At 67.4% G+C, this 13196-nt stretch carries 10 protein-coding genes and 3 pseudogenes; 4 read left to right on the top strand and 9 right to left on the bottom strand.

The window, feature by feature from the left end:
• Positions 1 to 133 precede the first annotated feature (133 nt).
• The gene (locus ACFZDL_RS27775) at positions 134 to 1108 is read right to left on the bottom strand and encodes a zinc-binding dehydrogenase (protein WP_353596599.1); all 975 of its coding nucleotides are present in this window, start codon (positions 1106 to 1108) and stop codon (positions 134 to 136) included.
• A 205-nt stretch (positions 1109 to 1313) separates the two neighbouring features.
• Between ACFZDL_RS27775 and ACFZDL_RS27770 the strand changes: the two genes are divergently transcribed.
• Positions 1314 to 1898: a TetR/AcrR family transcriptional regulator gene (locus ACFZDL_RS27770; protein WP_353596600.1), complete on the top strand. Its 585-nt coding sequence runs from the start codon at positions 1314 to 1316 to the stop codon at positions 1896 to 1898.
• A gap of 103 nt (positions 1899 to 2001) precedes the next feature.
• Here ACFZDL_RS27770 and ACFZDL_RS27765 read toward each other — a convergent pair whose 3' ends face one another.
• Positions 2002 to 2973 (bottom strand): NAD(P)-dependent alcohol dehydrogenase, encoded by a 972-nt coding sequence (locus ACFZDL_RS27765; RefSeq protein WP_353596601.1) that lies wholly within the window; start codon positions 2971 to 2973, stop codon positions 2002 to 2004.
• A gap of 279 nt (positions 2974 to 3252) precedes the next feature.
• Between ACFZDL_RS27765 and ACFZDL_RS27760 the strand changes: the two are divergent.
• The 3 genes and pseudogenes from ACFZDL_RS27760 to ACFZDL_RS27750 form a co-directional block, all read left to right on the top strand.
• Positions 3253 to 3432, top strand: a pseudogene (locus ACFZDL_RS27760) (Lrp/AsnC ligand binding domain-containing protein); the annotation flags it as partial.
• 737 nt (positions 3433 to 4169) lie between these two features.
• Complete coding sequence (locus tag ACFZDL_RS27755; RefSeq protein WP_353596602.1) at positions 4170 to 4817, top strand: hypothetical protein; 648 nt, start codon at positions 4170 to 4172, stop codon at positions 4815 to 4817.
• 26 nt (positions 4818 to 4843) lie between these two features.
• Positions 4844 to 5338 (top strand): hypothetical protein, encoded by a 495-nt coding sequence (locus ACFZDL_RS27750; RefSeq protein WP_353596603.1) that lies wholly within the window; start codon positions 4844 to 4846, stop codon positions 5336 to 5338.
• A 411-nt stretch (positions 5339 to 5749) separates the two neighbouring features.
• On the opposite strand, the gene ACFZDL_RS27745 is transcribed toward ACFZDL_RS27750, so the two are convergent.
• From ACFZDL_RS27745 to ACFZDL_RS27715, 7 genes and pseudogenes are all read right to left on the bottom strand, one after another.
• On the bottom strand, positions 5750 to 7954 hold the full coding sequence (locus ACFZDL_RS27745; protein WP_391192685.1) for a Tn3 family transposase: 2205 nt from the start codon (positions 7952 to 7954) through the stop codon (positions 5750 to 5752).
• A gap of 406 nt (positions 7955 to 8360) precedes the next feature.
• Positions 8361 to 8744, bottom strand: a pseudogene (locus ACFZDL_RS27740) (DUF4158 domain-containing protein); the annotation flags it as partial.
• 104 nt (positions 8745 to 8848) lie between these two features.
• Entirely contained in the window at positions 8849 to 9226 is a 378-nt protein-coding gene (locus ACFZDL_RS27735; RefSeq protein WP_353596605.1) for a DnaJ C-terminal domain-containing protein, read from the bottom strand.
• A 528-nt stretch (positions 9227 to 9754) separates the two neighbouring features.
• Complete coding sequence (locus ACFZDL_RS27730) at positions 9755 to 10585, bottom strand: serine/threonine-protein kinase (protein ID WP_353596606.1); 831 nt, start codon at positions 10583 to 10585, stop codon at positions 9755 to 9757.
• 119 nt (positions 10586 to 10704) lie between these two features.
• Positions 10705 to 10848, bottom strand: coding sequence for a hypothetical protein (locus tag ACFZDL_RS27725; RefSeq protein ID WP_353596607.1), 144 nt, complete (start codon positions 10846 to 10848; stop codon positions 10705 to 10707).
• 287 nt (positions 10849 to 11135) lie between these two features.
• Positions 11136 to 12416, bottom strand: a complete 1281-nt coding sequence (locus tag ACFZDL_RS27720) for an IS701 family transposase (RefSeq protein WP_353596608.1) — start codon at positions 12414 to 12416, stop codon at positions 11136 to 11138.
• Between the two features lie 139 nt (positions 12417 to 12555).
• A pseudogene (locus ACFZDL_RS27715) lies at positions 12556 to 13178 on the bottom strand (IS982 family transposase); the annotation flags it as partial.
• Positions 13179 to 13196 lie beyond the last annotated feature (18 nt).

The following is a 13196-nucleotide window of genomic DNA, read 5'->3' as shown; positions in this document are numbered from 1 at the left end:
AAGCTCCTGTCGCTTCGGTCGGTTTCGAACACGGTTGTGCGCTGCCGCGCGGGTCGACGGCACCGGGTGGACCTCGCGGGACCGGCTGCCTGCGGGGAGCAGGAGCAGCGGGTCTCGCGAGGAGTCGGGCGCGTCAGGGCCGCAGCAGAACGGCGCCGATGGTGCGGCGCTCTTCGAGGTCGGCGTGGGCCTCGGCGGCCTGCTCCAGGGGGTACGTCGCGTGGATGCGGGCGCCGATCCGGCCCGCGGCGGCAGCCTTGAGTGCCTCTGTGACGTCCGCGTGCTGCTCGGCGGCGGGCTTGGCGAAGGCGATACCGAGGGCGCCGATGACCGTCAGGCCCCGGCGGCCCAGGGTGAAGGCGTCGAGCGCGGTCCACTCGCCGGAGGTGAAGCCGTACACGCCGATCCGGCCGCCGCCGTCGGCCGCGGCATCCAGTGCCCGGGCGCCGACGGTGCCGCCGACCGCGTCGAGGACGATGTCGGCGCCCTTGCCGCCGGTGGCCTCCTTGACCTGCTCCACCCAGCCGTCCGCCGTGTAGTCCACGGCCAGGTCCGCACCGAACTCCCGTGCGGCGGCCGTCTTCCGCTCGCCGCCCGCAGCCCCGATCACAGTGCGGGCGCCCCGCTCCTTGGCGAGTTGGACGAGCAGGGAGCCGATGCGCCCTGCCGCGGCGGTGACCAGGACGCTGTCGTCCGGGGACAGCCGTACCGCGGACAGGATGCCGCCCGCGACGGCTCCGGCCTGGAAGACGGCGATCGCCTCATCCAGGGAGAGTTCGACGGGCACCGGGTGCATCTGGCCGACCGCGACGACCGCCTGTTCGGCATAGCCGCCCGTCATCCCGACCGTCGTGGCCACCACCCGCTGCCCGACCAGGGACTGGTCGGAGGCGGGATGCACCGACACGACACGGCCGGCCACCTCAAGGCCGGGGACGTAGGGCAGCGGGAAGGGATAGCGGCCGCCGCGGACGATGGTGTCGCCGTAGATGGCCGCGGCCACCTCGACCTCCACCACGGCCTGGCCGGGCCCGGCCTCGGGGGCATCGGCCTCTTCGACGTGCAGCACCTGGGGCGGACCGAACTCGTCGACTCGAACAACACGCATCGGAAACTCCCTGCCCGCCGCCCGCGCGGTGCGCTGCAAGCCCAGCGCCGTGCGAGACAGCGTGTCTCAAATCATTCTTGGTGTTGGATTAGAGGCATCGAGTCTTGGACAAGATGCTCTGTCCGACATAGAGTCTTCCGACGCCGGAACGCATGAGCAAGAAGCATTTCCCCCATGACGTCTCAGACGAGACAAGGAGCCGAAAGTGTCTCAGCAGACGGAGAACGTGCGGACGAGGCGAACCCGCAAACTGCTGCGCGAGGCGCTGATCGATCTCATCGAAGAGCGTGGTTTCGACCGCCTCACTGTGGCCGAGATCACGGATCGCGGCATGGTGAGCAGAGCGGCCTTCTACCGGAATTACCGCGACAAGTTCCATCTGGTGGAGCAGATTTTCGACGAAGCGATGGGGGAACTCGTCGGTACCATGTCGGACGACAGCGGCAAGACAACCCAGGAACGCTGGATCGATTTCTTCGAGCACATTTCCGACTACCACCGCCTGTACGGGGCCCTGCTCGGGCGAAACGGCAGCCCGTGGTTCGCGAACAAGATGCGCAGCACGCTGTCGGAGATGGTCAAGGAACATCTGACCATCCCGGATGTCACCCTCCCCGCCGCGCCCGGCCGCAAGCCGGCCACCGGACTGGTGCCGACGATCCTGGGCGCGACCTTCGTCCAGGCCATCACCTGGTGGCTGGAGAACGACCGCCCCAACCCGCCGCGCGACATCGCCATGCAGACGGCTCAGATAGCCGCGGCGATCATCAAGGAAGCGAACGAGTGGTGAGCAAGCGGCCGTCGTGAAAGCACCGGGGCTCTACGGTCCGAGCGCACTGCCGGACACCGCGGTGCACCGGCTGGGAGCCCCGGTGTGTCAGCCTTCAGCCCCGTCAGGACGAGAGGTTCTCGACGATCTGGATGACGCGCTTGCCGCGGCTGTGCCCGGTCTCGACCGCGCGGTGCGCCTCCGCGATCTCTTCCATCGGATAGATCTGCTCCACGACCGCCCGCAGCTCGCCCTTCTCCACATGGCGCGCCAACGTATCCAGGTCCGCTCGGCTCGGCTTCATCCGCGCCGTGCGCACCCGCGGCCCCGGCAGGAAGGCCGACTTCATGGAGTAGCCCATGCCTTTCGCCGCAAGGCAGACCATCCGCCCGCCCTTGACCAACAGGCTCCGGTACACGCCTGGATCGGCGCCGTACAGGTCGATGACCGCGTCGAATTTCTCCGTGATGGGGTCGGTCGACAGGCGCGCGTACTCATAGGCCGCCACCGCGCCGAGCTCCCGGCACAGGTCGGTGTTGGCGCTCCCGGACACGGTGGCGACCCGTGCCCCCAAGGCGTGCGCGAGCTGCACGGCGGCGCTGCCCACTCCGCCGGCGGCACCGACGATCAGCACCCTCCCGCCCGCCTTCACACCGACCGTGCGCAGGGCGAGCAGGGCGGTCAGCCCCACCGTGGGGAGGGCGGCCAGAGTCACCGGGTCGTGTCTCGAGGGAGCCCAGGCGGTGACCGACTCCTTGACGACGATGTACTCGGCGGTCGTCTCACTCTTCAGCCCGAGATCTGTGCCCCACACGCGCCGCCCTACCAGCGAACGCTCGACTCCCTCGCCGACGGCGACGATCTCGCCACTGAAGTCCTCTCCGATCCCTTTCGGGAACTTGGACCCGGTGAGCAGCTTGAACTTGCCCGCCCGCACCTGCGCCTCGGCCGGATTCACACTGGACCCGAAAGCCTTCACCAGGACTTGACCCGCGCCCGGCTCGGGAACGGCCACCTTCTGCACCGTCAGGACGTCCGGGGGACCGTAACGCTCGAACCGAACCGCCCGCATCTGCGTTTCCGACGTCTTACCCATATCCGCCCTCACTCTTTTTCAACAGCGCGCCAGAACAGGCGAGAGAACGCCCGGCGCAGGATGCCGAAAAGAGTCTGACGGGGGCTGCGGAAAGAAGGCGAGCATCATTTCGGCGACGGTGTCCCGAGCGAGACAGACTGCGGACATTGTCTCTGTCTCCCCTCTGCTTTGGACCGCCAAAAGCACAGCTTTATTCGGCCCCGCCACCCTCGGGGAGGGCTGGGCATCTCGACGACCCCGTCACCGCCTTCGAAGAGGGCCGTGACCGCCATCCCCCACGTCCCCCAGGCCCAGCGCCTCCTTGGCGAACCCGACTACCTCCTGCGCGTCGCAGCTGCTGACCTGGCCGCGTTCCAGGAGCTGTACGACCAGAAGCTGGCCCGACTGCCCGGCGTCCAGCGCCTGACTTCGACGCTTGTCATGAAGAACGTGGTCCAGGGCAGACCCCTACCCGAGTAGCCACAACCCCCGATCGCCCGCCCTGTCGGTAAACCTTCGTTTGCCAACAGCTTCCCCCAGCAGGCCACCATTCAGCACCCAGATCCCGCAAAGGTCCACTCAGATCCGGGCACCTCTCGTGCCGATGAGATCTCCCCCTCATACTGCTGCTGCGGGGGCACGCGGCTCGGCTGCTCCCCATCTCGTCGATAGGGGGCTTGATGTACGTCACTCCGCTACCGATCAATATGTTCCTCAGGCACCTGCTGTCCGCATCCGGTACGAGTGGCTATTTGGGCGCGGTGCTGGTACTGGCCCGTACTGCCGAGGCCCGCCCCCAGCATGAAGAGCTGATCGAAGACTGGACAAGCGTTCACGATCTGAGCGGTGCGTCGCTGGCGGTGCTGTGCCCTGTAGCGCCTCCGCGTGGTTGGCCCGATCGGCCCCCGATTGCGGCACGGGTCGGCGGCGTCCGGAGTCCTCGGGGCCGGGAGATCGTGGGAGCTGAGGGCATGCGCGTCGACCTGCCTATTCGGGACGAGGCATTTCGAAGTGCCTTCTGGGATTCCATGCGACGGGACGGTTCGGATTCTCAAGTCGGTTGGGTAGCCGGTGCGAGACCGCACTCGCGTGAAGAACACGAGAGGGGGTGGACGCAGGCGACTTCTAGCGCGGCAGCCTTTTTCGGACTTCGCGAGTCACTCATGCCCTGCCTTCTTGTGTTGAGCATGCGGGAGCGGCATGGCACGGTTATTGCCATGGAGGAGGACCTTTCCGTCTACCGTCTAATCAAGCAGCTCATTGTGAACATCGGACCCGCCCCCGCTCAACTTGCTGAAATGTTGTGGGAGCAGCGAGCGGTTCAGCGGAGAGTGAGCGAGCTAATGAGAGTCCCCATCCCGTCGTCGCAGATCGACGCCCTCTGGCGTCGCCTCGGAGAGGTGGAGCGCTTGGCCCCCGAGTGGATCGCCGATTGCCGCAGTCAACTAGCTGCAATCCGGGATGGTGGGTCATCGGGCAGGGTCCTTGCTGAGAAGCTCCGCGAGGTGATCGTCGCGCTGCCTCCGGACGGGGAAATGAACCGGATGAACCTTCGAACGGGTATCCGATCACTGCTGCAGCGTGTCATTACCAAACTCGAAGACTGGAATGACGGCGCGGATAACTTGGAGGAGATTTCCCTACTGCGTGCGCAGGTGGCCCAGCAGAGCGAGGAAATGGTGCCGTTGAGGCAGTTGGTCGATTCATTGAGTATCTCAAGCTCCATACTCAGTGTGGGGGAAGATCTCCTTGCTCCGCTTGAGAAACGGAGACTGACTTCGCCGACATCCCTTGCGGACTGGTCCTTTAGCCATCTGATGCGCCGATCGGGCCGGACGTCTCCGACGACACTGCGATCTGTCTGACGTGGATCGTGGAAGGGGGTGACGCAATGCCGGAGAGTAACGTCAGGCAGGTCCTCGGCGCTCTATTGGAGGATCAACTCAATGAGGAACGCAAGATCAAGGAGTCGCTGATCCAGCGCGGCAACGCGGTAGTGAGCAGCAGTGGTGTGTTGGTCGCCCTTGCGTTGGGAGCCGCTTCAGTCAGTGGCCGGACCTCTCAAGACCGCTTACCTACATCAGTGACAACCCTGACCGTAGCCGCACTCGCCCTGTTCGTTGGCGCCGCCGTCACAGCGTTGACTGTGAGCATCCCGCGCCGCCAGACCACTATTAGTACTCAATGGCTGCGGGAAGCCTGGGACAGCTCCGGCTCGGATCCATTCTCGACATCGCACAAGGCTCGATTGGACCTGCTCGACAGCCTGCGCGGTGCGAACCGCTCAGCGGCACGGTTGCTCGTCTGCTCGCTTGCCCTCGAAGTGGCCGCGGTCGCCCTGCTGTCCCTTGCTGTGGCTGTCCTGCTGGTCCGGGCCACAACCTGACCACGGTCCTCGCCCGGCAGCCGCCACTACCCCAGCGAGGCCACGACACGCACCCATGCACGGGCCTTGGGGACTAGGACGTCGCGGATGGGGGTTGCTGCGGTCACTGCTGGTACCTGCGCACCAGCGCCTCCAGGTCCTCGGCGAAGACCTGACCGTAGCGGTCGGCGGACATCTCGTGCACGCGCTTGGCCAGGATCTCCGCGTCCTGGGGCGTCGGCGGCGAGCTGGCCGAGCACGGTCCCGTCCGGGCCGGAGATGGTCAGCACCGCGGCGGCGAGACCCGGCTCGACGCCCTTGGAGACCTCGTTGATCGCGTGCAGGGCGCACGCGAGGGCAAGCGCCGCGGCCGGAGAGCCGTCCTGCGCGAAGGCGGTGGTGCCGGCGGCGCTGACCCAGCGTCCGTACTGTTCAGCGGGCATGGCGGGACTCCGTTGCTGGTTGGCCGGCGGTGCTGGCCGGTGTCCGGGGATGGGGCACGGTGGGCAGGGCGAAGTCGAGCCGCTTGTCCATCTCCAGCCGGAAGGTGCCGTACGGGTTGATGTTCGACCAGAAGAGCGCGGTCAGCCCGCGCCGGTCCTCGTCCGAGAGCTTCTTCGCCCACGCGGGTTCGGCAAGAACGCGCTGAAGCAGCAGGGTGTTGATGTGGACCAGGCTGGACTGGAGAAGGTGGAGTGCGAGCATCGAGGTCTCGGCGTGTTCCTTGTCCGGGCCGGTCAGCGCGCCGTCCTTGCCGTAGTGCAGCACGGTGTTCGCGCTGTTCCAGTTCTCCACGACCTGAAGGCCGCCGTGGATCTCGCGGCGCAGGTCCGGGCTGGCGAGGTAGTCGCAGGCGAAGATGGTGCGTACTGCGCGGCCGAGTTCTTCGAGCGCGGCGTAGGTGGGGTGTTTGGGGCCACCGCGGGTGAAGCGGCGCAGGACCTGTTCCGCCTCGGCGGTGCCCAGCCGCAGGGCGGTGGCGTACTTGACCATCTGGTCGTACTGCTGGGCGATCAGGTCCCACTTGATGGCCCGGGTCGTCAGCGAGCCGCCGAGCGCCGGCCAGCCGGGTGGGGTGTCGTCCGGGCGGTACAGGCGGATGCTGCCGATGTTCTTCAGCCTCGGCAGCAGCCGGAAGTTGAGCAGCTCGGTGAAGGCGAACCCGACCACGCTCGCGCCGTGCGTGTCGACGTAGTTCGACTCGATCTCGGCGTCCGTGCAGTGCCGCAAAAGTCCCTCGATCATCGCCGCGACCTCGGACGACGAACAGGACTTGAGCTGGGAGTAAATGCAGACGTTCTTCTTCTCGACGTGCCAGTACACCATCACGCCGTTGCCGCCGTAGCGGGCGTGGTACTCGGTCATGAAGTTCGAGGACCAGGACCCGAACTTCTTCGAGTCCGATGCGCACGCCGTGCCCTGGCCCCACCACGCGGTGTCCCGGGCGGCAAAGGTGGTGTTCACCAGCTTCCGCACGGCGGCCCGCAGGTTGTCGACGGTGATGAAGTGCCGGCGCACGTGCCGCAGCGCCGCCTCGCTCTCGCCGTGCTCGCCGGTCGTCACGATGGCCCGGATGCCCATGTTCGTACCCAGCGCGAACAGGGCCAAGAAAAGACGTCGTTGGAGGACGGCGCGGTCGATGCGCTCGTACGCGGCGACCGAGGCGAACTCGTCGGTGAAGCCGGTGTCGAAGTCGGCGTTCTTGAGCACGTCCAGGAGGTCGAGCACGCCCCACCGTCGTACGACCTCGTCCTTGAGCGCCGTCAGGCCGGTGGGCTCGTCCAGCTTCTCCAGCTTGGGAACCTTGATCCATGGTTCCCCGTGCCGGGTGGTGACCTTCACCCCGCTCGCCGAGCCGTCCGCGAGCGCCCCGGACAGCCGGTCGAGGGCCTCGGTCATCCGCCGCTTCAGGTCGGTGATGAACTCCGCCGCGTCCAGCGGCTGGCGGATCGCCGCGTAGTGCACGGTGCGGGTGGCCTCGAAGTCGCCGGGCAGGTCGTCCTCCGGGTTGCACCACCGCCTCCCACCCTCGATGTAGATCTCCCGGCGGCGGATCGCGTCCCGCAGCGCGACCAGGACGCACAGCTCGTACGGGATACGCTCGACCTTGCCCTTGTCGTCCACGACGGCCTCGCGCCAGTCCTTGCGTACGACGCCGTCCATCGGCACCGTGTCGCCGGCGTCGTAGAAGCGGGTCTTGCCGTCGACGTCGGCGTACTTCTCCAGCAGCGCGAGCGCGTCCATCACCGGCCGGTAGGCGGTGTTGTTGCAGTGGAAGCCCAGCGTGCGCAGCAGCGGCGGCAGCATCTGCCGGTAGTACGAGCTGTACGAGGAGCGCAGCGTGGTGCGGACCTTGGCCTTGAAGACCTTCTGGTTCGCCTTTGCTTCGGCGACCAGGTCGCGCAGCGTCTTCTCCCCGACCACCGGGTACAGGGCCGTGCGCACGGTCTCGTCCGGCTTGCCGATCGCCGCGTCCGCCAGCCGGAAGAGGATGCCCTCCTTGCCTCGGACCTTCTTCAGCTCCGCGGTGAGCTGCCTCTCCACCCGCCGCTCGGCGCGGGCGTTGATCTTCTGCACCAGGGCGATCAGCAGGTCCCCCAGGGCGTCGGTGACCTCCGCCTGCCGGGAGGAGCACAGCGCCGCGAGCAGGGTGATCCGTACCGTCCTCGGCGGTGTCGCGGAAGTCCGAGGGGTACATCTTGATCGCCCGCGCCCGCCATGCAGCCAGCAGCTTCTCCGAGCAGTCCGCGAACAGCCCCTTGGGCAGGCCGAGTCTGCGCACGTCGTTCAGCTTGGTGATCTCCGTCAGCAGGGATTCTAGGCCGATCGCGCCCGGGTCGCGCTTGAGCAGGGCCAGCAGGGCGGCGCCGTCCTCGTTGTCCTCGGCCACCAGCTCCAGCAGCCGGGCCACCACGACGTCGCCCAGGCGCTCGATGGTCCGTGCGCAGAACGTCTTCTCCGCCCGGGTCTGGGCCGCGGTGACGATGCGGTCGATGCGGCCCGGCGGCTCGATCGTCCTGGCCCGGCACTCCACCAGCAGGGCCTCGCGCAGCCGGTCCTCCACCAGCTCGACCGGGCACACGTCCGCGGCCAGCCACGCGATCAGCTTCTCCTCGTCGGCCCGGGTGGCGGGCCGGAACTTCAGCGTCTCGCGGATCTGCTTGCGGTGGTTCGTCGCCGACCGGCTGGTCAGGTCGTACTTCGCGAACTCGGCGGCCGGCACCTTCACCAGCCCGGCGACGTACTCCACTGCGGGCTGCGGGACCTCCTCCAGAAGGTCCGGGAACCGGCCCTCCAGCTCGAAGAACTTCAGCAGCAGACTGAAGCCGAGCCGCGTCGTCCCGGTCTTGTTCGCCACCAGGTCCCAGTCGCCGTCTACCAGCGTCCAGCTCGCCAACAGCTCTTCCGGCGACCACTCTTGCCGCACGCCCGCCCCTTCCCTCGCCTGTCCCGGGTTTCATCCGGACGGCCCAACGAAGCGCTCGAGAGCGAGGAAACGGGTCATCTGACTATCCGAAAGCTACCCACCAGTTACTTTTCCCTTGGGGACAGAGCTGGGAGTCCGGGGCCGTCTCCTGGCGCACCGCCGTTCTTGCCGGGACCACCGAGCTCGCGGAGCCGGACCTTCTGGCCGTCCCTGATGCCCGCGGGGATGCGGACCTTGTAGGTGTGCTGCTCCTGGATGAGCTGGCCTTCCCCCTTGCAGGTCGTGCAGGCCCGCGCCGCCTTCTCGTCTGTCCTGGTGGCGCAGGCGGGACAGGGCTTGTGGGCGGTGATCCGCAGGGGGATGATCGCGCCGTCGGCGGCCTCCGCCGCGGTGACGTCGATGTCGTGGGCGATGTCCTTGCCGCTGCTGGGCGGGGTGGATCCGAAGTACCGGTCGTTGATCTCTTTGAGAGTGGCCCACACGTCTGCGCTGGCTGGCCGCTGGGCAGGGTCGCTTTGTTCACCAGAACGGACAACAGATGTCCACCACTTCGGGAGGCACCCAGCCTGGCGGCTGTTCGAGTCTGCTGCTGACATTCAGGGCTGCATATGCGACCGTTACCAGGGTGAACGTTGTTCTAGAAGACAGGCGCATATTCGCCGCTGAGTCCGTCGAGCAAGAGCGGCTGCGCCATCAGGGCCACCTCTTCCCCGCTCCGCCAGCTTTCACGGTGCTGCTGTCTGTCATCCGGAGGCAGCCGAGGTGAGCGGTGGCAAGGGCTGGTGGATCTTGGTGGAGGCGCCCGTGGGGGTCGACTCCCAGTGGGAGCTGTCCCGTGTGATCCCTGTCGACGGTGGCCGGGACCAGGCCGTCGCGCAAGCCGCCGAGCTGGCCCGTAAGTGCGACGAGTCCGGCCGGGAAGTTCATGACCCCGAGGCGTACGGCCGACGGGTGTTCCGGAGCGGGGAGGCGGACTGGCTCGTGGAGATCAGCAGCTCGTACTGGAGCGATTACGTCAAGAAGTCCATCACGGCCAAATCGCACGTCCGAATCTCCGTCGCCGAGCTGGAACACCAGAGCGAGGCGCCGGACGCCGAGCCTCCCGCCAAGGGCAGGCTGCGGCGCGCGCTGGGCATGAGCTGAGGGCCGTTGCGAAGGCCCCTCGGCTCGGCCCCTATGAGCACCTCTGCACCCGGGCGTTCGATTCCAGGGCCAGGCTGGGTGCCTCCCGAAGTGGTGGACATCTGCTGTCCGTTCTGGTGAACAAAGCCAGCGGGGTCCTTGGCCATGAGCCGGCTGACGAGCCGCTCCAGCTCCGCAGGGGCGTCCGGGCGCAGGGTGCGCAGCGCTGTCGGCTGCTCGTTGAGGTGCTGGTTGACCAGGCGCCAGGAGGTGCCGGTGAAGGGCCGTTGCCCGGTGACCATCTCGTAGAGCACGCAGCCCAGGGAGTACATGTCGGAGCGGCAGTCGAACGTGCCGGACAGGGCCTCGGGGGCCATGTAGGCGGGGGTCCCGATCAGGACGCCGGTGGTGGTGATGTCGTGCCGGGCGTCGCTGCCCCTGGTGATGCCGAAGTCGACGACCGTGGCCTCGCCGCTGGAGCGGACGATGATGCTGGACGGCTTGATGTCCCGGTGGGTCAGGCCCGCCTCGTGCGCGGCCTCCAGGGCGTCGGCGACGCAGGCCGCCGTGTACATGGCCTTCGACAGGGGGTGGCGCCCGGCCTCGAGGACCGTGCTGAGTGACTTGCCGGGCAGCAGTTGCATCACCAGGTAGGCATGCAGACGCCCGCCGTACATCGCGGATCCGAAGTCGTGCACGGTGACGATGTTCGGGGTCAAAAGGTCCTCGACCTCGGCACGCCAACATTCTCCCAGCTCGCCAGCCGGACATGCTGATGCGCATGCCGCAGCGAGGTATGACGCCCGCCCTTATTTGCAGAGGGCGGGCGCCGAGGTCCTCATCGGCTATGGCGGGTCCAGTCAGCCAGCGCCTTCACCATGTCGAGCACCACCTGTTGGCGCTGCCTTGACAGGAAAGGCCAGGTCAGCCACGCCGGCGCGGAGAGCACGACTACGAGGATGACGGGAAGGACCTTCAGCACGACCAGTGCGTGCTTCAGAGCTATGGAACTCAACGAACAGCCAGCCTTAATCCGCTTCTGCGGGGTCCGGCCCCTCCTGGCGTGTCTAGTTATGCCTCTTTCTGGCTGAGGCGTAGATCACATCCGGCGGGCTTTTTTAAAGCCGCCGCCGGAGTGCCAGCAGCACCACACGCGCAAGCTCGCTCACATGCTAGTAGGACTCCGTTAGGTCTGTCTCGATCTTGGTGTCGTGTGTGTCCTGGCGGGCAGGGCTTGGTCACAGGTGGTGCAGACACCGGTCCAGCACCTCAAGACGTCCTGGAGGGCGTCGAGGACTTGGTAGAGGGTGAGACCGGTGCGGGCACTTTTGGGGCCAGGCGCTGTTCGGCGAGGAAGGCGTGGGCGGCCGTCACGAGGGTGGCGTGGTGGTGCCAGCCGGGCCAGGACCGGCCTTCGAAGTGGTCCAGGCCCAGGCCGTGTTTGAGTTCGCGGTAATCGTGCTCGATGCGCCAGCGGACCTTGGCCAGACGGACCAGCTCGGCAACGGGGGTGTCGGCAGGCAGGTTGGACAGCCAGTAGTCAGTCGGTGCGTCGGCGTCGGCGGGCCATTCGATCAGCAGCCAGCAGTCGGGCAGGACTCCGTCCCACCAGCCCACTTCGGCCGAGGCAGCGGCTTTGACCGGGCGCTCCACGGCCTTGCCGGCCGGGCGGACACGCACCGCGGCAAAGCGGGAGCGTAACTCCCCTCGCGAGCCGTTCCGCCAGGTGAGAGGGGTGAATGCCTCCTGTCCGAGGCCGGCTGCCAGGGCTGCCACCGACGGTGCGGCCTGCCGGTAACGCGGCTGGGGCCAACAGCCGGTGGGCCCGTTGCGGGCCGGGGCCACGGGCTTCGCGTCGAAGGGGTGGGCACTCACATCCGAGCGAACGGCCAGGACGTAGGACAGTCCACGCTCGGACAGCGCGGTCCGCAGGTAGGCGTTGGTGCCGTAGGCGGCGTCGGCCACCACGGCCGGCGGTGTCATGCCCCAGGAGGCGAGGGTGTCGAGCATCTCCGGGGCCAGGCGCCACTTCTCGCGGTGCGTGACCTCGGGCGGGATGCGGGTGATGGCCCGGCGGTCGGTGTCCGGGGCCCATTCCTGGGGCAGGAACAGGCGCCACTGCAGAGGGCAGGAGGCGGTGTCGGTCGCGGCGTGGACGGTGACCGCGACCTGGCAGTTGGCCCGCTTGCCCAAGGCTCCGCAGTACTGCGGAGCCACCGCGACCGACATCCTCCCGTCCTTGGGTACTGACACGTCGACGATCACCCAGGCAGTCGGGGTGATGAGCGGCAGTATCCGCTCGGCGATCCGCCGCTGCACCGGCATGGGATTGCAGGTCGACTGGTTCACGAACTGCTGCAGGTTCTGCTCGTTGCCGTCCGGCAGCCGCGAGGCCATCGCCTGGATCGACTTGCGGCGACCGTCCAGCATCAGTCCCCGCAGGTAGCAGTCGCCCTTGGCCCGCTGGTCCTTCCGCGGCACCGAGGCGAACACATCAGCGACGTATAACGCCAACGTCGCCCGGACTCGGTTCACTTCATGTGCGTCCACACACCCAACATGCTCCTGAACAGACCCGGCAGGAAGACCTAACGGAGTCCTACTAGATGAATGAGTCCGATGTCTTCAGTGGTCGTAGGCGATCAGGGATCGTTTGATCTTGGCGCCGGTGGTCCATGCACGCCCAGGGCTCGGTGAGGAACGCCTCGAACTCCCGCCCGGCGAAGCCCTTGTCCGCCAGGATCACCTGCCCGGCCCGGACGAGGTGGTGGTCGCGTTCCAGCAGGGCGGTCATCACCTCCCGCTCGCCGAGCCTGGGGCTGGCCAGGCACCAGGACACGGGCATGCCCTCGGCGGTGGTCAGCAGGTAGAGCCGCAATCCCCAGAAGAAGCGGGAGTGGCTGCGGCAGTAGCCGTATCCGGCGTGCCCGGCCAGCCCGGAGCGTTTGACGGTCTCACGCGAGGCCGCACAGGGCAGCGGGGTGGAGTCGATCAGCCTCAGGGCATCGTGCCAGGTGGGCACCTGCGTTGCCAGGGCCTCGATCACCTGGCTGATCAGTGGTCCGGCGGCGTTGAGCCGCTTGTTGTAGGCGGACTGCTGGGGCAGGTAGCGAAAGAGGTACCCCAGCCGGGCGTGTGCGAAGCGGATCCAGTACCGGGCCGAGGGGAAGCCCAGCAGGACTTGGGCGACCGCGAGGCACAGCAGTTCGGCGTCCGTCAGTTTCGGGGGTCGCCCGATCCGGCGACGGGGGCCACATGGTCGTCGATGAACACGTACAGTGCCGCCAGAAGGGCGTCCAGGTTTGTCGTCACACACGAGCCAACGGGCGC

The sequence above is a fragment of the Streptomyces sp. NPDC007917 genome (genome assembly GCF_042959105.1).
GTDB lineage: Bacteria > Actinomycetota > Actinomycetes > Streptomycetales > Streptomycetaceae > Streptomyces.
Note: the sequence above shows the minus strand (reverse complement) of the source record. Positions and strands in the feature narration are given on the sequence as shown.